Annotated in this window: 35 protein-coding genes; 33 read left to right on the forward strand and 2 right to left on the reverse strand. The window is 44.4% G+C overall.

Annotated elements, in window-relative coordinates; translation table 11 throughout:
- The first annotated feature begins 9 nt into the window (after positions 1 to 9).
- From ACMXYT_RS21960 to ACMXYT_RS21970, 3 genes are all read left to right on the forward strand, one after another.
- Positions 10 to 195: a hypothetical protein gene (locus tag ACMXYT_RS21960; RefSeq protein ID WP_415912546.1), complete on the forward strand. Its 186-nt coding sequence runs from the start codon at positions 10 to 12 to the stop codon at positions 193 to 195.
- A 72-nt stretch (positions 196 to 267) separates the two neighbouring features.
- Positions 268 to 588, forward strand: a complete 321-nt coding sequence (locus ACMXYT_RS21965) for a hypothetical protein (protein ID WP_415912547.1) — start codon at positions 268 to 270, stop codon at positions 586 to 588.
- 44 nt (positions 589 to 632) lie between these two features.
- Positions 633 to 1,121: a Lar family restriction alleviation protein gene (locus ACMXYT_RS21970; RefSeq protein WP_415912548.1), complete on the forward strand. Its 489-nt coding sequence runs from the start codon at positions 633 to 635 to the stop codon at positions 1,119 to 1,121.
- Positions 1,122 to 1,222: 101 nt separating this feature from the next.
- Here the strand turns inward: ACMXYT_RS21970 and ACMXYT_RS21975 are convergent, their stop codons facing one another.
- On the reverse strand, positions 1,223 to 2,344 hold the full coding sequence (locus ACMXYT_RS21975) for an RCC1 domain-containing protein (RefSeq protein WP_415912549.1): 1,122 nt from the start codon (positions 2,342 to 2,344) through the stop codon (positions 1,223 to 1,225).
- A gap of 193 nt (positions 2,345 to 2,537) precedes the next feature.
- Between ACMXYT_RS21975 and ACMXYT_RS21980 the strand changes: the two genes are divergently transcribed.
- The 9 genes from ACMXYT_RS21980 to ACMXYT_RS22020 all read left to right on the forward strand — a co-directional run bounded on the left by ACMXYT_RS21980 (position 2,538) and on the right by ACMXYT_RS22020 (position 7,005).
- Positions 2,538 to 2,918, forward strand: coding sequence for a hypothetical protein (locus ACMXYT_RS21980; protein WP_415912550.1), 381 nt, complete (start codon positions 2,538 to 2,540; stop codon positions 2,916 to 2,918).
- 85 nt (positions 2,919 to 3,003) lie between these two features.
- Entirely contained in the window at positions 3,004 to 3,186 is a 183-nt protein-coding gene (locus tag ACMXYT_RS21985; RefSeq protein ID WP_415912551.1) for a hypothetical protein, read from the forward strand.
- A gap of 381 nt (positions 3,187 to 3,567) precedes the next feature.
- Positions 3,568 to 3,924, forward strand: a complete 357-nt coding sequence (locus ACMXYT_RS21990; protein WP_415912552.1) for a hypothetical protein — start codon at positions 3,568 to 3,570, stop codon at positions 3,922 to 3,924.
- A gap of 44 nt (positions 3,925 to 3,968) precedes the next feature.
- Complete coding sequence (locus ACMXYT_RS21995; RefSeq protein WP_415912553.1) at positions 3,969 to 4,229, forward strand: hypothetical protein; 261 nt, start codon at positions 3,969 to 3,971, stop codon at positions 4,227 to 4,229.
- Between the two features lie 39 nt (positions 4,230 to 4,268).
- Positions 4,269 to 4,460 carry a hypothetical protein gene (locus ACMXYT_RS22000; protein WP_415912554.1) on the forward strand — a complete coding sequence of 64 codons (192 nt, stop codon included), beginning with the start codon at positions 4,269 to 4,271 and terminating at the stop codon, positions 4,458 to 4,460.
- A 152-nt stretch (positions 4,461 to 4,612) separates the two neighbouring features.
- Positions 4,613 to 4,954 (forward strand): hypothetical protein, encoded by a 342-nt coding sequence (locus tag ACMXYT_RS22005; RefSeq protein ID WP_415912555.1) that lies wholly within the window; start codon positions 4,613 to 4,615, stop codon positions 4,952 to 4,954.
- Between the two features lie 148 nt (positions 4,955 to 5,102).
- Positions 5,103 to 5,687, forward strand: a complete 585-nt coding sequence (locus ACMXYT_RS22010) for a hypothetical protein (protein WP_415912556.1) — start codon at positions 5,103 to 5,105, stop codon at positions 5,685 to 5,687.
- A 196-nt stretch (positions 5,688 to 5,883) separates the two neighbouring features.
- Positions 5,884 to 6,507 carry a hypothetical protein gene (locus ACMXYT_RS22015; RefSeq protein WP_415912557.1) on the forward strand — a complete coding sequence of 208 codons (624 nt, stop codon included), beginning with the start codon at positions 5,884 to 5,886 and terminating at the stop codon, positions 6,505 to 6,507.
- A gap of 102 nt (positions 6,508 to 6,609) precedes the next feature.
- Positions 6,610 to 7,005, forward strand: coding sequence for a hypothetical protein (locus ACMXYT_RS22020; RefSeq protein ID WP_415912558.1), 396 nt, complete (start codon positions 6,610 to 6,612; stop codon positions 7,003 to 7,005).
- A 154-nt stretch (positions 7,006 to 7,159) separates the two neighbouring features.
- On the opposite strand, the gene ACMXYT_RS22025 is transcribed toward ACMXYT_RS22020, so the two are convergent.
- Positions 7,160 to 7,321 (reverse strand): hypothetical protein, encoded by a 162-nt coding sequence (locus ACMXYT_RS22025; protein ID WP_415912559.1) that lies wholly within the window; start codon positions 7,319 to 7,321, stop codon positions 7,160 to 7,162.
- Here ACMXYT_RS22025 and ACMXYT_RS22030 point away from each other — a divergent pair.
- The 21 genes from ACMXYT_RS22030 to dksA all read left to right on the forward strand — a co-directional run bounded on the left by ACMXYT_RS22030 (position 7,315) and on the right by dksA (position 17,261).
- Entirely contained in the window at positions 7,315 to 7,710 is a 396-nt protein-coding gene (locus ACMXYT_RS22030; protein ID WP_415912560.1) for a hypothetical protein, read from the forward strand. The genes ACMXYT_RS22025 and ACMXYT_RS22030 overlap by 7 nt on opposite strands.
- A gap of 69 nt (positions 7,711 to 7,779) precedes the next feature.
- Positions 7,780 to 8,112 (forward strand): hypothetical protein, encoded by a 333-nt coding sequence (locus ACMXYT_RS22035; protein WP_415912561.1) that lies wholly within the window; start codon positions 7,780 to 7,782, stop codon positions 8,110 to 8,112.
- A gap of 118 nt (positions 8,113 to 8,230) precedes the next feature.
- Positions 8,231 to 8,671: a hypothetical protein gene (locus tag ACMXYT_RS22040; protein WP_415912562.1), complete on the forward strand. Its 441-nt coding sequence runs from the start codon at positions 8,231 to 8,233 to the stop codon at positions 8,669 to 8,671.
- Between the two features lie 85 nt (positions 8,672 to 8,756).
- A complete protein-coding gene (locus ACMXYT_RS22045; protein WP_415912563.1) occupies positions 8,757 to 9,194 on the forward strand; it encodes a hypothetical protein in 438 nt (145 codons plus the stop codon).
- A gap of 60 nt (positions 9,195 to 9,254) precedes the next feature.
- The gene (locus ACMXYT_RS22050; protein WP_415912564.1) at positions 9,255 to 9,770 is read left to right on the forward strand and encodes a hypothetical protein; all 516 of its coding nucleotides are present in this window, start codon (positions 9,255 to 9,257) and stop codon (positions 9,768 to 9,770) included.
- A gap of 212 nt (positions 9,771 to 9,982) precedes the next feature.
- Complete coding sequence (locus ACMXYT_RS22055) at positions 9,983 to 10,714, forward strand: hypothetical protein (RefSeq protein ID WP_415912565.1); 732 nt, start codon at positions 9,983 to 9,985, stop codon at positions 10,712 to 10,714.
- 176 nt (positions 10,715 to 10,890) lie between these two features.
- Positions 10,891 to 11,187 (forward strand): hypothetical protein, encoded by a 297-nt coding sequence (locus ACMXYT_RS22060; protein WP_415912566.1) that lies wholly within the window; start codon positions 10,891 to 10,893, stop codon positions 11,185 to 11,187.
- Between the two features lie 183 nt (positions 11,188 to 11,370).
- On the forward strand, positions 11,371 to 11,616 hold the full coding sequence (locus ACMXYT_RS22065) for a hypothetical protein (RefSeq protein WP_415912567.1): 246 nt from the start codon (positions 11,371 to 11,373) through the stop codon (positions 11,614 to 11,616).
- Between the two features lie 289 nt (positions 11,617 to 11,905).
- On the forward strand, positions 11,906 to 12,121 hold the full coding sequence (locus tag ACMXYT_RS22070) for a hypothetical protein (RefSeq protein WP_415912568.1): 216 nt from the start codon (positions 11,906 to 11,908) through the stop codon (positions 12,119 to 12,121).
- An 85-nt stretch (positions 12,122 to 12,206) separates the two neighbouring features.
- Positions 12,207 to 12,650, forward strand: coding sequence for a hypothetical protein (locus tag ACMXYT_RS22075; protein ID WP_415912569.1), 444 nt, complete (start codon positions 12,207 to 12,209; stop codon positions 12,648 to 12,650).
- 261 nt (positions 12,651 to 12,911) lie between these two features.
- Entirely contained in the window at positions 12,912 to 13,091 is a 180-nt protein-coding gene (locus ACMXYT_RS22080; RefSeq protein ID WP_415912570.1) for a hypothetical protein, read from the forward strand.
- Between the two features lie 14 nt (positions 13,092 to 13,105).
- Positions 13,106 to 13,324 (forward strand): hypothetical protein, encoded by a 219-nt coding sequence (locus ACMXYT_RS22085; RefSeq protein WP_415912571.1) that lies wholly within the window; start codon positions 13,106 to 13,108, stop codon positions 13,322 to 13,324.
- Positions 13,321 to 13,605 carry a hypothetical protein gene (locus tag ACMXYT_RS22090; protein WP_415912572.1) on the forward strand — a complete coding sequence of 95 codons (285 nt, stop codon included), beginning with the start codon at positions 13,321 to 13,323 and terminating at the stop codon, positions 13,603 to 13,605. The genes ACMXYT_RS22085 and ACMXYT_RS22090 overlap by 4 nt, the downstream gene beginning before the upstream one ends.
- Before the next feature lie 79 nt (positions 13,606 to 13,684).
- On the forward strand, positions 13,685 to 14,095 hold the full coding sequence (locus ACMXYT_RS22095) for a hypothetical protein (protein ID WP_415912573.1): 411 nt from the start codon (positions 13,685 to 13,687) through the stop codon (positions 14,093 to 14,095).
- A 10-nt stretch (positions 14,096 to 14,105) separates the two neighbouring features.
- Positions 14,106 to 14,423 carry a hypothetical protein gene (locus ACMXYT_RS22100; RefSeq protein WP_415912574.1) on the forward strand — a complete coding sequence of 106 codons (318 nt, stop codon included), beginning with the start codon at positions 14,106 to 14,108 and terminating at the stop codon, positions 14,421 to 14,423.
- A 107-nt stretch (positions 14,424 to 14,530) separates the two neighbouring features.
- Entirely contained in the window at positions 14,531 to 14,833 is a 303-nt protein-coding gene (locus tag ACMXYT_RS22105) for a hypothetical protein (RefSeq protein ID WP_415912575.1), read from the forward strand.
- Between the two features lie 9 nt (positions 14,834 to 14,842).
- Complete coding sequence (locus ACMXYT_RS22110) at positions 14,843 to 15,034, forward strand: hypothetical protein (RefSeq protein WP_415912576.1); 192 nt, start codon at positions 14,843 to 14,845, stop codon at positions 15,032 to 15,034.
- Between the two features lie 66 nt (positions 15,035 to 15,100).
- Entirely contained in the window at positions 15,101 to 15,460 is a 360-nt protein-coding gene (locus tag ACMXYT_RS22115) for a ParB N-terminal domain-containing protein (RefSeq protein WP_415912577.1), read from the forward strand.
- Between the two features lie 125 nt (positions 15,461 to 15,585).
- The gene (locus ACMXYT_RS22120; RefSeq protein ID WP_415912578.1) at positions 15,586 to 15,813 is read left to right on the forward strand and encodes a hypothetical protein; all 228 of its coding nucleotides are present in this window, start codon (positions 15,586 to 15,588) and stop codon (positions 15,811 to 15,813) included.
- A gap of 12 nt (positions 15,814 to 15,825) precedes the next feature.
- Entirely contained in the window at positions 15,826 to 16,386 is a 561-nt protein-coding gene (locus tag ACMXYT_RS22125; RefSeq protein WP_415912579.1) for a hypothetical protein, read from the forward strand.
- Positions 16,387 to 16,832: 446 nt separating this feature from the next.
- Positions 16,833 to 17,261 carry an RNA polymerase-binding protein DksA gene (gene dksA / locus ACMXYT_RS22130; protein WP_415912580.1) on the forward strand — a complete coding sequence of 143 codons (429 nt, stop codon included), beginning with the start codon at positions 16,833 to 16,835 and terminating at the stop codon, positions 17,259 to 17,261.
- The last annotated feature ends 39 nt before the right edge of the window (positions 17,262 to 17,300 follow it).

Raw genomic sequence — 17,300 nt, forward strand, 5'->3', positions numbered from 1 at the left:
GTGTGCTTCATGATTGAACCAAAAGGCAATAAGGTTATCTCTAAATTTACAGCCATTATCAATGGCTCATCCACAGGTCTAGCGGGTTGCGTCCGTGAATGCAAAGGCTGTATTCGTGGTGACTCTGAACTTAACAAATCCGCTGATTTTAGTAATTCAGAGGATAAATCCTGCCGTTACCGCATCCCTTATTAGATGTCATGTATGGTTGCAGTAGTAAAACTATTTAGATCTATCCGTTTCAAAATTTAATATTGGAGGTAAGAGATGCCTAAAGATCGAAGATTAGAGAGTAAGCGTCGAAACGATATCGTTCTGCTTGGCTCAAAGGATGGATGGGATCGCATACCATTGCGGATTATTCCAACTGATCACTATGTTGCCCCTGCTAAGGATTACTTCCGTGACAATCATGATTTTGTTGAATTTCTTGAGTTACCCCTAACTGCAGAATCTATCAATAAAGTTAAAGCGCTTCGCCCAGAGATTCTTGGATCTCTAAAAGAGGTCCTTGATGACTTTGAGGACTTTTACGGCAAACCTCATAAGCACAAAAAGCTTTTTGATGAGCTTCTTGAAATTGCTTAGAGTCTGGCACTCCAAATCAACTTTACCCTACTGGGAGTACTGCAATGACAGAAGAGCAAGAGGAAGCGGTTAGGCTATTCAAGCAGGCCATGGATAAGGTCAGAGAAAGCGGCTTAACTACCACCTGCAGTGTTGATGTCTCGACCGGTGAAGATGACGCAGACGCGCGATGTTTTGGTACCTTCACCGAGATCAATAACTTACCGTCAGATACAGGATTCGGATCGCGAGATATTGAGCTGATATTTCATGGTAGTCTTAATTTTAAGCTAACCGGAGAAGGGACGGTAAATAAGGATGGCTTGCTGCCTTGTCCATTCTGCGGAGAGGTACCGGAGCTGCCGGATGGCGATAACTCCCAGTACGAAATTGAATGCGACTGCGGGATGGCGCTTTCTACAGTACAGATTAAAGACCTGATGACCATCGAAGAACGCATGTCTGATAAATTCACTGATTGCCGACATGGTGAAGAGTTTATTGAGCGCGCCAAGCATGAAGCAATTCGAAATTGGAACACCAGAGCAAGATAGCAAGTTATGCTAAGGACATGCTCCTTACTTCAGCAGTCTAAGCGCGTATAGGGTTAAGGGTGGTTTCGTTCACCACCCTTAATCTTGAGCGAAGCATGTCATCACTCAGAGATGGTCACAGCGGTAAAGTTACCTCTATCTGCCGTGTCACCAAACCCCAACTGACCATTACTATTATGCCCAACAGATAAGGTTTCACTGCCATTGGTGATATAGCCATACTGACCAGCAGCAACAATACTGTCCGCAAGTTGTCCAGTATCACCCCATGAGGATTGATCAGTCGTTCCTGCACGTCCAAGCTGGCCTTTTACATTGCGCCCTATCGACCACACCGTTCCGTTGTGCAACGCGTAACCGTGCGCACTACCACCATTGATGCTACTAGCAGGTTGACCGGTATCACCCCATGAAGATTGATTCGCTGTACCCCCACGACCCAATTGACCGGAGCCATTGAAGCCTACCGACCAAACCGTCCCGCTAAAAAGTGCGTAGCCAAAATTCGAACCTGATGTGATTGCTGTCGCGGGTTGTCCTGTATTGACCCACGCTTGCCGATCTGAAAGGTCCGATAGGCCTAGCTGCCCTGCATGGTTGTATCCAACCGACCAGATGGTACCGTTATGTAACGCATAACCATGCTGATACCCAGCCGCAATACTACTCGCTGGTTGTCCGGTATCACCCCATGTGGTTTGAGTCGTTGTCCCAGCGCGCCCTAATTGCCCTTTGGTATTTCGCCCTACCGACCAGATGGTACCATTGTGAAGAGCATATCCATGATGATCCCCCGCAGCAATAGCCGTTGCAGGCTGACCCGTATCACCCCAAACAGTCAGGTCACCACTTCGACCTGCCATGCCATAGGTGTTGGACCCTACTGACCACACCGTCCCGTTATGAAGTGCATAGCCATAGTTATTTCCCGCAACTACACTATCTGCAGGCTGACCGGTATTACCCCACGTATATTGCGATGTTGTACCCTCGCGCCCTAACTCGCCATAAGCGTTGGACCCTACCGACCAGATCGTACCGCCCTTCAACGCATAACAGTGTGAATCAGCGCAACTAATAGAGTTTAAATCTTGTGGAGCACTCTCCAAAGCGGATGAAACATCAAAATCCATTCCCATAGGAACACGATATTCGAACTCTGCATGCGCAGATAGGGACAGTGCCGCAACAATAGCGCCACCTAAAAGGTGCTTTTTAAGCATAGTTTCCACCATAGATTATTTTTATTATTTTATGTAACATTAATTATCCGACTATGACTTGTCAAATCCCTCCCTGAACACCGATGCTCATTAATCATCAAACCTATAGATACAACGTAAAAAGTGGTAGATTTATATTGCTTATTTAATAAAAATCATTATAATAAGCATTAAGAGATGAGAGGAAATTAAAATGAATGATTTAGCAAAGATGATTGATACAAGCATCGCTCAGAAGCAAGCTGAAAACCAGCGTCAGAGAAACGACCAAGACGCTCGGTTTAATAAAGAGATGGCCGCTTTACAGCCTTTGATGGCTTCTATGAAGAGCTTAGAGGATTATGGGTTTAAAGTGATCATGCATACGGATAAGGCGCACTTTCCTTGCCCTGCCATCCATGTTAAGTCAGTCAGTGGTGGAAACATGCACTATGACTATTTTGGCGAAGTTTATATCACACAAGAAGGAAAGATTCGTTCGGGCGGGTGCAATATACATCGCAACGCATTTGAAAATGAATCTGATTTCTTAAAGTTTGTAGCAGACAAAGTTGCTCTAATTAAAAGTCGATGAATGATCGCTTTTAAGTCGAAAGGTCACTTTAATTTAAGCTACCTGTTTAAAGAGCTACATTAAGCCGATTGCGGAGGTTTGCACCATGGAAATGGAAACACGCCAGTACCCCCTGAGCTGTCAGGCTAAGAATTGCGGTAAGGCCACATGCCCTGCCGAGTGTGCAAACAAGCCTGCGCTGGATGAGTTCAAGCAGTGGGTAGAAGATCATAAGGCCGTTAAACCACAGCCTATATGGGAGCCTACTTTCTTCCGCGCCACATGCTAATGTGGCGCGTTCTTTACTTCACTCTACCCTTGAGTGGACCTTGTAGACCTTAAAGATCAGGCAGTATTATCTTTAAGGTCACACTTTATTATCAATACCCTACTATTAAGCTCCGTGCTCCATCTGATAGCTGGATTTAGTGATGCCTTGGATGATAATTGCACCATAAATCTCTTGTGTTTTATATTATAATCATTATAATAAATATTAAGAGATGAGAGAGGGCTTTACTATGATTAATGCAATTACTTCTAAGATCAGTACTTGTGAACCTTTGAGATTCGGTTTGTGCGCTCTACTTGTGACTGCGCCAGTATGGCTGACACTGAGTCTTTCTTACTTACTTTTAGCGCTTAATGCTGCCTAATTGAGGGTGTGTTCATGAAAACAGTTTCCGTACTTTGCCGCTCTAACAATCACCCTGCCTCTGCAATGTTCAGCGAGCGTAAGGTTTACGCCGTAACACGCTCTGAGCAGGGCACGTACTGGCTTAAAGACGATAATGGCCATCCTCGCTGCATCACCCTAGAGGACGGTAAGGGCATCTTCCCGTTAGGTACTGCAACACCTAATGTTATCACTAAGGTGTATCAGGCTGAGTTTGATCTGATTGATATGCATGATGATATTGAGGAGCAGATCGCTGATGCAGAGCGTGAAGGCCTGAATTGGTATATCCAGTTCGGCAAAGTGAGAATCTGCGTGCCTGATGGCGATGATTACTACTTCTGGCACTGACGCAAACACCAATAACCCGTTATACATGGAGAGATAACACCCTGATGCCTAAGCTATCGAAAACCTTTTATTATGAACTGGCCTGCTCTGCACTAGGCGCTATTATTGCCTTTACATGGTTTGCTGCAGTAGGTCAGATCATTGGTACCACCCAGAAAGAGATTCTGAGTATTGATTACCTGATTGTAACCTCCCCTATCACACTGATGGGATTTGTAGGCCCGATCGTGTATTTCTCTATTATGAGTCATACGCAGTGCTACGAGGTAATGGAGCCTAGTATCCAGCCCGTATCAACCCGTTAAAAGACCACAACCCTGTTTATTAGTCCATCCGAAGGATGTATGAGCGAGAATCTTGCTTGCAACCACTGCCGATACGCTAATGCCAAGATGGTTATGTGTACTAAGCGCGTAGAAACGCTTTCTCAGGTAACAACAAACCGTTGCAAGGACTGGAAACCTCGACGTTGCTGGCAAACAGAGACTGTGCTGGTGGGCAAAACTAACGCTGAATTGATCGCTAGCGCCAGTTAAACACCCTTGCTCAGACCGCTTGGACCTTGGAGATCAAGAGTTTCGATCCTCAGGGTCCTTTGTATTTATAGCTTCATTTAACTCTCTTATTTGCTTGCTTTTACTTTAATAATCCTTATAATAAGTATTAAGAGATGAGAGAGGAAATCACCATGCCTAAAGTTAATCTAAATACCGTTACTGCTTTCAATAACACACTTAGCATTGAAGGCTACAGTCACCTGTCTGCCTATGTAGGCGATCTGGAGCACTGGTCTTCTATTGATCTGGAAAGCGTGAATCATTACACCAGTGGCACGCCTGAAATGAGTACCAAGGCAGCTCTTAGCCGTCACTTGGAGCAGGTTAAGCAAGAGCTTGAGACTCAAAAGGAAATTAAGCTAATGCTGCGTGCTGCGCTTCAGCAATGCCAAGATTACAGCGAGAACGATCTGTGTGTTGGTAAGGACGGTTACACATTCAATATTGATCAAGTGCTTGAGTTGCTAGGCTAAGGTCAGCGCCCAAAGCCCTTGGAGTTCAAGTGTTTCGATCTTCAAGGTCTTTGGTATAGAAAAGCCACTTCCAATATTAGCAGTTGTTCTTTATGTTAAAATCATTATAATATATATCAGTAAGTTTGAGATGAGAGAGGGCCTTATTATGACTGCAACTAAAACTATTCAAGCGATCGAAAATGCTGTTGTAGCTAAGATGTCTGCTATGTGTGATTATTCGAAGCAGGTCGGGCTTCAAGAGCCAAATCAGCATCCACTTCAGGAAATGCTGGTGGATTTCTTTAAAGGCCTCCCTGTCGAGCGCATGCCCCGAAAAAAGTTTATTGCCGAGTATGGGGATGGGTCGAATTGCTATGCTCGTTATTGTGCGCTTCTGGACGGAAATGTTGAATTCATTAGTATCGCGGGAGCCTGCTCTTCGGAATTTAGCTTGAGTTCCCGTGAGTGTTGGGACGACATAACGATTAAAATCCGAGTGCTGGATCAGGCGCTTATTTTAAGCTGCTCTGCTTCTAAGCTTGATTCAGTATTGGTCAGTGCCATAATCGCTAAATTTGAAGACGGTTATTGTATAGACGAGATCATGCCTTTAGAGGATGAATTTCTTGACGCTTACAATGAATTTGTTAAGGGGCTTCTTAACAATTACAGCGATTATGACGCCGAAAAGTGTCGCCCTATCTCCGTTAACCAGATGATGCAGATCGCAGAGATTCTAGGCGTCGCTTAGCCAAGCACTTGCATTCCAACTTACAAGCCACCTTCGGGTGGTTTTTTGTTGGGTATTACCCAGCCTATTTAGCTATAACCGATAAAAGCTAAGATCCAATCTTTAAGCCAAAATATCGTCATTAAAGACACTTTCATATTGCCTCTTTCCTGTTTTTCATTATAATAAGCACTAAGAGATGAGAGAGGAAATACCCATGGAAAATATGCAAAAAGAGCAAGCTGAGTACATCCTTCCGCGTGGCGAAACTGCACCTTTATTGGAACAGATTGTAGGCGCATACAATGCGTACCTAAATACGCTTTTTAAGAAAACCCAAGAAGCAGTAAGGAATTCCCTACTCAAGCATAAGGGCAATATAAATGTTGAGTGGACTGCTGTCGTCTGTGAGGAAATGCGCCGCCTGATTGATTTGGAAGCAGGAAATGATTTTGCCTTTGATATGCTAAGTGAGAGCATCTTCGGGAATTTTGCCCTACCACCAAGCTTGCCTGATGAAGAAGATCTCTGGTTAATTAAGCTGCCTAATGACTTTGTGCATATAGAATTTAATGACGCCATTATGGAGCTTGATGTTGCACAGGAGAGAATCAGCTGGAAAATCCCAGAAGGCCCCAATGCAGTAGCGGAAGCCCACAATCTGCCGTTCTTCCAAGTGGCACGCAAAGCCCTTGATGAAATGGAATGGTCAATGACCAGTGGCGGTAAGTGTGAGGGTTCAGACATTCCTTTGAATGCTGACGAAGATGATCGTGATTACTCCAACATCTTCGGCATCTTTAAGACGAACGTTTCCGTGACAGGTCAGCCACTGCAATAGGGACTAGCATCCCGTCAAGCATCTTATCGAGCGGACCTTGAAGCCCCCAAGCACTGAGCCCTCAAGGTCTTGCCTTGCCTTGTTTTGAGAGAGGAATTAGTTATGCAAGAAGCAAATAATACGTTTTACACCTTAGTTTACCTTCTTATGGCGTGGGATGATGACTTAACCACGGTTGAAAGTAAGCTGAAGGGCCCAACCATCCACAAGACACATGGTGAGGCTGTCAGGGCTATGCTTGAGGTCGTTAAGCCAAATATCTGCGACCACCTTGAATCATTTATTGATGATCAAGAAAGCCATGGAGTAGATGTATCACACATCGTTATAGACGACTCTAACACCTACGATAAGGCGCAAGAGGAACTTGGTGAGTTCCTATCTACTTTGCCCACAGACCAGATGGAGAGCGCGGTGCAGTGGTATTTTGATGTGTATCGAGAGGACAACCCTGACTCGTTCTACCGCATCGAAAGCCAATCATTCCCTACGGCCTGATATACACTGCAAGGGATCGTCTTTGCGTTAAGCTTGCATAGACGATCCTAGCCTTCCCTCACTCCCCTTACTAAATAAATCATATCGAAATCCATTCCATTGTTGCAATTTGCTTAATTTTAATTATAATAATACATATCCAGTCAAGGCTGCGTTACCATCCCGTTAACCAGCTATGGAAAGGTTGATAACCTGTGCTCTTCAAGGCTTTACGCAAATCATCAGTTAACACCCATTCAAAACGTACAGACTCCTTGTCGTTTTGGGTAATGAAGAGAGCTTGCACTGACGACTTTAAGAGGATTTTGTATGTCATACCTTATTTCTGGTTTTACTTCGTTTACTGCTCTTTCTAATCGCTTTCACGCGTATTCCGATAAGCTCAGAGAGCTGGGTTACTCTTCTGTTGGCGGCAATAAGCTACTTAAAGCATTTGCAGAGCTAGATGGGTATTCAAGCATTGAGCCCTTGAAGGCTGCGATGGATGCTTCTTCTCCGTCATTTGAAACGATTGTGCGCAATCAAGAGTTTTTAGAGTCGATTCGCTCGCAAGAGTCTGGAGATGTTCGATCCCTCCTTGACGAGTTGATCCCTAGTCCTGCCACTAAAGATGTTGCGGACATTACTGAGTTCTTGCGACACTTAATGCCAGATTTCGAGTTTGGCTTTACTGAAGATGATGGTTGGTATTACGACGATCTTTAATAGCCTCGCCGTAACACGTTCCTAGGGTGCATATCACCCTAGTCCCTCATCTAAGGTAAGGAGTACCCTATGCCATTTTGTTCGAAAAAGGCGCAAGCCTCTAAGGCTATTCGTTTAGAAGCGCAAATATTCGATCGCTACCGTCAGCAATTGACTGCACTTAGAGATTCTCAAGAGTCAGGTTCATTAGGTGATGCGATCGACTTACTAATCCAACTCGCTGAGGAGAAGGGTTTTTCTGATCAATACAGCCCTGCGCTAAACAATAGGAAAACAGGAATTGATTGCTTTATATCCCCCTCTTCAGATGCATTTTTTAAGGAGCATGCTGAAAAGCATGACATATCAATCAGCAAGTCCCGTTTATTGATGGACATGTTGGACTTTATCGCCCCCTCATAGGGGCGTTTTATGTAGGCGGCGAAAGTCTTGTCCGTTAGTAAATCAAAAGACATTTTATTTACTTTTTAAATATAATCATTATAATATAAGAAGAGATTGAGGGAGAGGAAATTTAGTGATGAATCCACAAGATAAGTTAAAGCAGTTCCAGAGCGAAGCTGAAATTCACCTAAACGAACTACAGAACCTGATTAACTGTTTGCCGTCTCACGGAAATATTGAGTCAGAGTGCCAGCGTCTGGTACTAATAAACAACTTCAATGAGTTGGAGCGCGCTGTATCAAGCACTACCGCCTTTGATGTAATGTCCTTTGATGAGCTGGTGGCATTCATCCATGGCGCTATTGAGGCTGATTATGATGACGCTGACGGCATTAGTGAGATGCTGGAGGACGCAGGCCTTGCTGATCTTCTTAATGATGCGCCAGAATGCCCTGATGTAGAAGATCTAGCCAATCTGGTTCGTAGTGAATTGCTGGATCAAAGCGATGATTACAGCCTGATCATCCGTGTACTGGATGCCATGGGTTATGATGTGGATACCCTAGAGGAGAAGTAGCCCTCAGATCCACTGACACACAAGGTCTTAGGCCATATAATCCTGAGACCTTAAAGCTCAAACTAACGCACTAAGGGTTAAAGCAATGACACTACAAGAGCAAATTCGTAAATTCCATCTAGATTCTAAAGAGGCGATTAGTCAGCTAGAGGACATTCTAGACAATCTGCCCAATAACTCTGTTGAACGTAGTAACGTTGAGCATAGAATTGAATTGCTGAAAGACTCCCTAAAATCCCTTACAGCTGAAAGTATCGTACCCCATGGTGATTTGATTGAGTTCATCTGTAATGCCGCTAGAGAGCATTGTGAAGATGGAGATCATTTATTTAATCTTCTTGAAGATGCCGATCTAGAATTCCTTGTAGGGCCTGCATCAGGCGCATGTGATAAGGAAGACCTAATCGGATTCATCCGTGGTGAGTTATTTCATAATTTAACTGAATTCAAAGATAGTTCAGCCCTAACACCCCTGATAACATCGTTTGGCTACAGCCCTAAAACACTTGAGCGTATGCCCTAGCTACAGCACTTAGCACTAAGCTAAATATCACAGCATAGAGACCATAAGAGAGGGAATTATATGCAACGCCAAGTATCAATTGAACGTACAATCTTCCAAGAATGGGCTTGTGTCGATGACGTTGACATTCGCCTGTACCAAGAAGCGCTTGAAGGAGCAGGTCAACTCCTAGTTGCTGACGGCATTAATGGGGGCGCGGCTGAGCGTGAGGAGTTTGTTAAACTACCTAAAGTGGGTTGTGATGGCGAAAAGGTCCGATTTGAGGGCTTTTGGAGTATCGAGCACAAACCACCCGTTTACCTAGATCCTACTTCTGAGACTTTAAAGGCAAACGCTGACTATGAAGCGGTTAACTCGCTGAGTGTCGATAGCGATCCTGCCTTGCTGCTTGAAGTCATTAAGAACATGGAGCAAGCACTCCCTAAGGGTCAGTCATACAAGGCCATTACTGAAGCGCGGGATAAGCTAATCTTCCTTAATGCGGTTAAAGCCAATGAAGCTGTAGATGATATCTCAGTCGAAGTCGCAGACACTCTCAAGGCATTACGCAACCTAGATTCACCTCAAGATCATTAAATACAGACTAACGATCTACTGATATACAAGGTCTTGGGCCATTAAACGGTAAGACCTTGTATATCTATAACACTTCACTACCCTTCCACATTACCACCTGACATTCATTTAACCGCCAATCCCTATAAACACAGGCATTTAAGCTTATTTTTATTGATTTATTACGTATTGTCATTATAATAATTACCAAGAGATGAGAGAGGAATAATGCAATGCCAAACACTATCCAGTCACAAGAAAACACCCAGTACGCTGTTAAGTTACTTGAAGCAATGCCTGATACCGGCGAGTACTGCATTGAACTTATCAAAGAGTGCCCTGAGGCCTGTGAAGGTGTTGCACTAATCCATGTGGACGGCGCACTACCCTATTCAACCAAAGCCCCTTCTTTTGGCGTTGAGACTCGCAGCCCCGAGATGACGGTTGAGATGGCGCTATCCCTTGTTGTATCAGCTATCAATAAAGCAGGAACTAAGGATGGTACCATTGCCAGCTCATTCGAGAATGAAGAAGGTGACGTGATTGACCTGTACTGCAATCCGGTTGCTGCTACAGAGATGTTCACTCTAATCTACACTCTATTTGCCAGTGATAGCGAACAGTCTGTACACGAGTCTATCGTCGGTCCCCTTACGTTTTCCACACTTGATGAGACAGTAGACACCCTGCTTGGCGCTGTAGAAGAAGAGATTACTTCAGATGAAGGGCTGGTGGACGAACTGATCAGCCGCGCAGTAGATTCAGGCTTTGGCCCTGTTTTCGATTTTGAAGTAGCAGATGCCTCTACCTCCGAAGTGTACACTTCATTCCTTGAGATGCTTAATGTCACCCAAAAGGAAGAGGTGGTAGGATGGTTCTTCGAGATCTACTCCTCCGAAAATCCAGAAGCGTTCTTCAGAATAGGTAAACACCATACATCGAACTTAAAGCAAGAACTGAGTTAACCCAGAGCACGGGTTACTTATGAGCCTCTAGGCCTTAAACCACCTAGGGGCTCTTTGTGTTACCACTGAAACCCTGTAGACTATTCTTAGGGTCGCAATAAAGTAATGCGTGGCTTTTGCCTTGTTTGCGTTATAATGGATAAAATGGGAAAAGCATAGGGAAGGTCGATTGATAAATGAAACCACATGATAAGTTTACTAGCCTTCTAAGTAAGGTAGAAGAACACCTTAACAAGCTAGACAGCCTGATCCAGAGCCTTCCAGAAGATAAACGTTCCGATCTTGAGGGTAAACACCTCCAGATGCTAAACCGCTACAATAAGCTAAAAAGCATCGCTTCATGCGCAGTCACATTTAATTTAATGTCATTACGTGAGCTCGCGGTGGTCTCACACGAAGTTCTTAGCCTTGGTAAGATGGCTAAGGAGGCCTTAAAAATCGCCATGAGCATGCAAAATTTAAATATCTGCTAAGCAGCCCTTATCGACCCTTAGGCTTTTAACACAAATATCCTTAATCCCACCTGTAGATAAGAGCCTTCTTTCATAACCCAAAAATACCTCCCACCCCTTACAAATAAGGGCTACAGGCATATTTATGTTGATCTTTTTATTATTATCATTATAATAGTACTTAGAGATGAGAGAGGAATAAATATGTCAGCTTCTAAATTTACAGATCGTGTGTTTCGCCCTGCTACACCTGAAGAAAAGGCTTTACATGAGAGTGTACCCTTCTTGAAATGGAATGATCCCTCGTTAGGGGATCTGAATGATCCAAAATATCAATGGGCGTACTTTGGTAGGTCAGCAAAGATGGACGGATATGCTTTCTGCCCTGTCAATAAGGTTCGCCGCGGCCTGACTATGGGTGAGTTTTATGGGGCGGGTACTGTAGACTAGGCTTTTAGGCTGAGGCCCTGTTAGTTCAGGGCTTATTGCGCCTATATCTCACCTAGGGACTAAGCTCCCCCTAACCAGCTGATACACAAGGTCTTGGCCCCTACTACCGCTAAGACCTCGTATATCAGTGATCCCGTGTCTGCTGTGTTGATTTAATGCCGCTGGCGCGGGGAGTAACGAGTTAAAGATCTCTGCATACACTCTTTCCGTTATTTTTATTATAAATTATTGAAAGAATCAGGAAATTATCATAATTTAAGGGCATTACAACCCGTTTTAGGCAAAAGTAATGTCAGTAACCAATAAAAGAATCCCCATTGAACAGGCTAAGGATGAAATAAATCAAGCCTTCCGCGCCGCTGCCCTAGAGATAGGTGAGCTGTTACCCTTCCCTGCATCCATTAAACCCGCACCCAGAGCAGTACCCAAGCACGTAGATGTTCACAGTGCTATTTTCCCCTTCGGTGAGCTAAAACCTCTGCCAGAAAATAACGCCAAACCCTGATAAATAAAGGGGTTAAGCCATATTCTTGTTGATCTTTTTGTTATTATCATTATAGTAGTACTTAGAGGTGAGAGAGGAATGAATTATGGCTAAGCAAGTAGTTATCGCAACACAGATCGTTCAGAAGTGGTGGTCAGAAGATAAGACAGTCGATGTATCCCGCTACACGGATATGCTGCAAGAGACGGGCTCAGAGCAGGCTCGCCTTATGATTGAAAACGGTATGCGTGAAGGCGAACTCAACGATAACATCGCTCACTACGTTGATGACCCTGAGGATGGTGTAGATTTCCGCGGCTGGTTCACCGTCCAGCAGTTCAGTCAGGATGCACAGCCAGAAGAAGGTGCGTTGGATGATGGAGAGGCTCTGGAGAAGCTAGATCAGGTCATTTGTTCTGACTGGGAGCGTGAGTCTGCAGCGTTACGCCAGCTGGTGAACAAGATGGCAGATATGCTACCAGAAGGCACCCTAGCCAACATCATCACTGAGCAGTTCGAAGATGAGCTAGAGGAAGCAGATAACCTGTAATCACCGCTTATCGTAAACCTTCGATCTTCAAGGTCTTGGACCCGCAGTCCGGGATAACGCTAAGACCTTGCAGATCATACCTCTTGTGTCACTTCCCTTTTCAATACCGCTTCGCGGGGAAGGTCGACTAAAAATCCTGTTGCGGCACCACCTTCGAATACCTTAAAACTATTATAATTTAAAGGCTTTAGGCGTATTATCCTTGAACTTTCTGTTATTATCATTATAATTAAATATAAGGATTGAGAGAGGAATCAAAGCATGGCTAAGATTGGAAGCTGGATAGTTAAACACCGCGATACTGGAGAAGTGTATTGTGAAATCTTCAGCCAGCATAATGCCAACTTCATCAATGCACACTCAGCAAGCCACAAGGCAGTACCAGCGCTAGAGCACCTGAGTGAACTCAACAAAAGCATTAAGGCTGAGAATAGCCAGTAAGGGGTGGTAAGGGTATGAGAGACTTCACAGGATTGTCTCCTTCTGATCTGGAAGCGATCATAGAAGAGCAGGACCAAGAGCTTGAAACACTAAAGGCTCAACTCCAAAAAGCCAGAGATGTAGCATATGAGGCTCCAGAGCTTAATATGAGCAATTACAGTCATGAAGACGTGGATAAGCTAAACAACGGCATGATTGAAGTGTTTGATATTCTAGAGAATGGCATCCAATGAAAGACCGCAGCCAGTTTGAAGAGTTCTTTTCCGTACCAAGCGATCACTACGCAGAGTACGGTTATGACCTGAAGGACGACAGTGCCTTCCTGAGAGCGACAGAAGACGTTAAGCGATACTCAGGCACCGAAGACCTGTTAGAGGCCTTAGAGAGCCTTCAGGCCCGTATAGAGGAAGCATACGAGTCTCCTTGTGAAGATCCACACGGTGTTCTACACCACCTAGGCTACGAGATAGCCGCTTTCAACATAGTCTACGGAAACATGAAGAAACTCTTCTAGTAGTACGTAGGGATCTGGATAAGCCTCTATTACACATAGAGGCTACATCAAAGCTAATTATGAGAGAGGTTAGCTAACAGTGAATAGTATTAAGAATCTAAACCTTGGCGAGTGGGTATTAAACCTTGTAGTAGATAGTGACAGTCACCTTGAGCTATTTGTAACTCATCAAGAGGGAAGCGCTTGTGAGCTTCAAGGTCTTGCCGATTCACCCAACAAAAAGTCCCAATATGCAATTAAGGTGCAAACTATCTCTACGCAGCCTGAGGCAGTAAGTGATAGAGACTACCCTATCACTACAGCCCTCTGCCTTGAGCAGTGGGTAATAAACGCTACTACTGAGTCAGATAACACACTTTTATTGGCTGTTACCCATGAGGACGGCACAGAGGTAATAAACTGTGATGCCGATCTAGGAGACGAACACGAGCTTGCTGTGCGCCTCACCACCCAAAGTATAGAAGATGAGTACAACCAGTCACAGAGTTAGGGAGGCAGGTATGCAACGCACGTACACAGAAGAACAGCTTAAAACACTCCTCTTACTTGGCAATCAGGGGACTTGGGGTGCTACTTGTCACCGTATTTATATTAATGACCGTAAGCTATGTGGCATAGAGACCACACATGACGATGACGGCAAGATTATTAGTGCCAAGTTCCAAGGGGATGACATCAGTCCTACTGAGGCAGCTCACATGCTTAATGGTAAGCTCTATCACCAAACACGCAAGAAGGAGTGGAAGCACCCTCATATGGACCCTAAGGTAGCCACACTGCTAATTTATGGCTTTGAGGCTAATAACTTACTGAAGTAGGTATGATCTTCAAGGTCTTGGGCCAAGTAATTAACCCTTAAATGCCTACTTGCGTTTTATATTATTGTCATTATAATATTAAATAAGAGTTGAGTGAGGTTCAAAGCATGGCAATAGATACATCAGACGCATATGGCTTCTACGATAATGAAGCTGAGAAGTGGGTCTTCAATGAAGCGTACATGCAGATCCCTTGGTTTGTAGATACGGAAGGTCAGCTCTATATCATCCCTGAGAGCGGTGCAGACTTTGCCCCAGACAATGGGTGTACTGAAGACCTGCATATGCTTATGGTTGATTACAAAGGGGAAGCGCTGGTGGAGATGGTTGAGTCCGTCCTTCCTGAGTTAGAGCTTGTACCACAGTCTCTACGCCGTATCTCTGCTGAGACAGGCCCATACACTGCTTGAGGTAATACCATGTCAGAGGCGTGTCAGAGTTGTGACAAGCAGGCAAAATGGGAGGTAGGTTACCTAGACACCTCCCTTTCAAGCGACGGCAAGAGCGCATACACCGCGCATATGTGTACCGAACACATGGAGCACTTCTACAAGGCACCGACTAAAATGCCTCAAGTTGAAGTGCAGACTATCCAGCCACTCAATAGTTAATGAGCTTCAAGGTCTTAGGCCAGCAATAGAGTTTCCTTTATAACTCAACTACACACACAGGAAAGCATGGCTCAGGAAGCCCTATTGGTCATAGGGGATAACTTATACCCGGGTGATGAAGGCTTTATAGATCCAGTAAGCTCTGAGTGGACGCATAACCCTGAGTTCTCAGTAGATGAGCTTATAGGTCTTATGGATAGCAAAGAGCAGTGGGAGGCTTGGCTAGAGCGCGAGATAGAAGATTATCAGGATATTAGAGGTCTGGCTTACTACCACGACCTTAAATGCAATCCTATCCGTAACCCTATCATTCTTAGTTACGTTAACGGGAAGTACTACATATGGGATGGGTGGCATAGAGTCGCAGCAGCGATTGCTGGTGGACGGGAAACCATTCCTGCCTACATAGGCCAGATAATCCAATGACTTTGTATAGCCGCTACGCGGGTTGGCGAATATCTAGTTCCGGTGCGAATTACTTTAATATCCTATTTGACTTTTTTGTTATTTCTATTATAATAATAAATAGAGATTGAGAGAGGGGATGTTAAATGACGAATCCAAATACTACGTATATATGCCCTGATTGTGGCAGCAGTGAACATCTTGAAGTGGTAGTGCATAAGTGGGCACGTGTATACCAGAACGAAGATGGTGATATTGAAACCGATACTGATGACGCTCAGGATCACAGTGATGATTGGGATGATGGTTCCCAAATGGTATGTCGCGCCGATGGTTGTGGCAAAACTGGTTCCGCTGCAGCATTCCGTCAGTAAGAGGCGTCACAGATGAGCAATGATACAGTAATTATCAAGGATAGCTTAACTACCCTGCTGGAGCGCGCAGATAAAGCGATACTTAGTTCCACCTCCATGAGCCCTGTAGATCTTCTTTCTGCAATTGTAGGTATCGAGAAGGCTGACTTCGTAAAGCATTTCGCAGCGCAATCAGTGGCAGCACAGCCAGAGTTGGTTACGATCATCGTTACAGAGACAGATGGTGACAACGACCGAGTCGTAAATACCTATAGTCGTAATGCTATAGGCTTCAATAACGCAGATCGTGAGATGGTAAGCATCTTTGAATCAGAGATGGGTGATCATGACAGTGTCCTTAGTGAATTGCTGGAACTGAATGATCTGAGTCATCTTGACCACACAGACATCCAAGAGCAAGTTGATGAGCATGACGTTTCAGCTGTTGTTGAGTGGATTGCTGCTAAGCTTGGAGCCCAAGGCTTGCTAAATTTACTGCCAGCGATCACCTATGGTCGAGTTCAAGCAAGGGTTGAGAGTGAACACCTTAATCTTAATATTAGATTAAACGAACTGTCGATTGTTAACCGCTAGCTATCTGCTCAAAGGTGGGGTTGTCTCAAATATAACAATTCCATCAATCTGTGCTTGCTTTTTAGTAGATTATCATTATAATATTAATTATAGGTTGGATAAGTAAGGGTACTGCAGCCTGCGCCAGATCCATCATTAACATAACTATTTAGCGCGAGATTGCAGGCTAGCTAGTGTTGTCAATAAAGCATAAATTCCAATCAGTCCAAACGTAACGCCCAGCTTTATAGCGGAATACATCAGTAAGGCCCGCAGGATTGCGTACCTAGCTTAAGGCAAATATTGTTACTTAACGAATGGTCAGACTCTGCTGGTGGTTCAATTAATTAGCGTTATAGTAATATGTAAATTGGTATGGTAGTATTGCTCGATCGATAGCCGAGACCGGGTTGCCTATTAGGTGAATTTCAGTCTTGGCTACTTTATTTCAATAAAGAAGAAGAGCTATGACTAATAAAAACAATTCTAATTTTTCCTCGTTCGAACCTTATGTACCTGCAGCTGATGAAGGGTATATGAGTGACGAACAGATTGCCCATTTCAAAACTATTCTACTGAATTGGAAATCCGAACTGATTGAGAGCGCTCGCGCCTCTGTTGAAAATCTTCAGGACAACAATGAACATCTGGCTGATCCAGTAGACCAAGCATCAAAGGCTGAAGAGCTTCGCACAGAGATGCGTACGCGTGAGCGTGAGGCACAGGCTATTCGTAAGATTGATTCAGCTTTAGAGCGCATCCATGATGATGAGTACGGCTTCTGTGACAACTGCGGTGCTGATATTGGCCTTAAGCGATTGGAAGCTCGACCAACAGCCAGCCTGTGCATCGAATGCAAAACCGCTGAAGAACGTAGAGAGCGCTTACACGCCTAACACCCAAAAGGGTTAGGCTTCTCCTTATAGCCTAGCCCT

This window comes from Neptuniibacter sp. QD37_11 (assembly GCF_047778105.1).
Classification (GTDB): Bacteria; Pseudomonadota; Gammaproteobacteria; order Pseudomonadales; family Balneatricaceae; genus Neptuniibacter.

Excerpts from the sequence above, each read along its gene's own strand:
- ACMXYT_RS22080 (WP_415912570.1), top strand. The coding sequence starts at position 12,912 with ATGGCTAAGATTGGAAGCTGGATAGTTAAACACCGCGATACTGGAGAA.
- dksA (WP_415912580.1), top strand. The coding sequence starts at position 16,833 with ATGACTAATAAAAACAATTCTAATTTTTCCTCGTTCGAACCTTATGTA.
- ACMXYT_RS21970 (WP_415912548.1), top strand. The coding sequence starts at position 633 with ATGACAGAAGAGCAAGAGGAAGCGGTTAGGCTATTCAAGCAGGCCATG.
- ACMXYT_RS22115 (WP_415912577.1), top strand. The coding sequence starts at position 15,101 with ATGGCTCAGGAAGCCCTATTGGTCATAGGGGATAACTTATACCCGGGT.
- ACMXYT_RS22045 (WP_415912563.1), top strand. The coding sequence starts at position 8,757 with ATGACACTACAAGAGCAAATTCGTAAATTCCATCTAGATTCTAAAGAG.
- ACMXYT_RS22015 (WP_415912557.1), top strand. The coding sequence starts at position 5,884 with ATGGAAAATATGCAAAAAGAGCAAGCTGAGTACATCCTTCCGCGTGGC.
- ACMXYT_RS22090 (WP_415912572.1), top strand. The coding sequence starts at position 13,321 with ATGAAAGACCGCAGCCAGTTTGAAGAGTTCTTTTCCGTACCAAGCGAT.
- ACMXYT_RS22120 (WP_415912578.1), top strand. The coding sequence starts at position 15,586 with ATGACGAATCCAAATACTACGTATATATGCCCTGATTGTGGCAGCAGT.
- ACMXYT_RS21975 (WP_415912549.1), bottom strand. The coding sequence starts at position 2,344 with ATGCTTAAAAAGCACCTTTTAGGTGGCGCTATTGTTGCGGCACTGTCC.
- ACMXYT_RS22060 (WP_415912566.1), top strand. The coding sequence starts at position 10,891 with ATGAAACCACATGATAAGTTTACTAGCCTTCTAAGTAAGGTAGAAGAA.
- ACMXYT_RS22035 (WP_415912561.1), top strand. The coding sequence starts at position 7,780 with ATGCCATTTTGTTCGAAAAAGGCGCAAGCCTCTAAGGCTATTCGTTTA.
- ACMXYT_RS22020 (WP_415912558.1), top strand. The coding sequence starts at position 6,610 with ATGCAAGAAGCAAATAATACGTTTTACACCTTAGTTTACCTTCTTATG.
- ACMXYT_RS22105 (WP_415912575.1), top strand. The coding sequence starts at position 14,531 with ATGGCAATAGATACATCAGACGCATATGGCTTCTACGATAATGAAGCT.
- ACMXYT_RS21960 (WP_415912546.1), top strand. The coding sequence starts at position 10 with ATGATTGAACCAAAAGGCAATAAGGTTATCTCTAAATTTACAGCCATT.
- ACMXYT_RS22050 (WP_415912564.1), top strand. The coding sequence starts at position 9,255 with ATGCAACGCCAAGTATCAATTGAACGTACAATCTTCCAAGAATGGGCT.
- ACMXYT_RS22025 (WP_415912559.1), bottom strand. The coding sequence starts at position 7,321 with ATGACATACAAAATCCTCTTAAAGTCGTCAGTGCAAGCTCTCTTCATT.
- ACMXYT_RS21990 (WP_415912552.1), top strand. The coding sequence starts at position 3,568 with ATGAAAACAGTTTCCGTACTTTGCCGCTCTAACAATCACCCTGCCTCT.
- ACMXYT_RS22010 (WP_415912556.1), top strand. The coding sequence starts at position 5,103 with ATGACTGCAACTAAAACTATTCAAGCGATCGAAAATGCTGTTGTAGCT.
- ACMXYT_RS22110 (WP_415912576.1), top strand. The coding sequence starts at position 14,843 with ATGTCAGAGGCGTGTCAGAGTTGTGACAAGCAGGCAAAATGGGAGGTA.
- ACMXYT_RS22100 (WP_415912574.1), top strand. The coding sequence starts at position 14,106 with ATGCAACGCACGTACACAGAAGAACAGCTTAAAACACTCCTCTTACTT.
- ACMXYT_RS21980 (WP_415912550.1), top strand. The coding sequence starts at position 2,538 with ATGAATGATTTAGCAAAGATGATTGATACAAGCATCGCTCAGAAGCAA.
- ACMXYT_RS22055 (WP_415912565.1), top strand. The coding sequence starts at position 9,983 with ATGCCAAACACTATCCAGTCACAAGAAAACACCCAGTACGCTGTTAAG.
- ACMXYT_RS22070 (WP_415912568.1), top strand. The coding sequence starts at position 11,906 with ATGTCAGTAACCAATAAAAGAATCCCCATTGAACAGGCTAAGGATGAA.
- ACMXYT_RS22040 (WP_415912562.1), top strand. The coding sequence starts at position 8,231 with ATGAATCCACAAGATAAGTTAAAGCAGTTCCAGAGCGAAGCTGAAATT.
- ACMXYT_RS22085 (WP_415912571.1), top strand. The coding sequence starts at position 13,106 with ATGAGAGACTTCACAGGATTGTCTCCTTCTGATCTGGAAGCGATCATA.
- ACMXYT_RS22000 (WP_415912554.1), top strand. The coding sequence starts at position 4,269 with ATGAGCGAGAATCTTGCTTGCAACCACTGCCGATACGCTAATGCCAAG.
- ACMXYT_RS21995 (WP_415912553.1), top strand. The coding sequence starts at position 3,969 with ATGCCTAAGCTATCGAAAACCTTTTATTATGAACTGGCCTGCTCTGCA.
- ACMXYT_RS22005 (WP_415912555.1), top strand. The coding sequence starts at position 4,613 with ATGCCTAAAGTTAATCTAAATACCGTTACTGCTTTCAATAACACACTT.
- ACMXYT_RS22125 (WP_415912579.1), top strand. The coding sequence starts at position 15,826 with ATGAGCAATGATACAGTAATTATCAAGGATAGCTTAACTACCCTGCTG.
- ACMXYT_RS21965 (WP_415912547.1), top strand. The coding sequence starts at position 268 with ATGCCTAAAGATCGAAGATTAGAGAGTAAGCGTCGAAACGATATCGTT.
- ACMXYT_RS22030 (WP_415912560.1), top strand. The coding sequence starts at position 7,315 with ATGTCATACCTTATTTCTGGTTTTACTTCGTTTACTGCTCTTTCTAAT.
- ACMXYT_RS22075 (WP_415912569.1), top strand. The coding sequence starts at position 12,207 with ATGGCTAAGCAAGTAGTTATCGCAACACAGATCGTTCAGAAGTGGTGG.
- ACMXYT_RS21985 (WP_415912551.1), top strand. The coding sequence starts at position 3,004 with ATGGAAATGGAAACACGCCAGTACCCCCTGAGCTGTCAGGCTAAGAAT.
- ACMXYT_RS22065 (WP_415912567.1), top strand. The coding sequence starts at position 11,371 with ATGTCAGCTTCTAAATTTACAGATCGTGTGTTTCGCCCTGCTACACCT.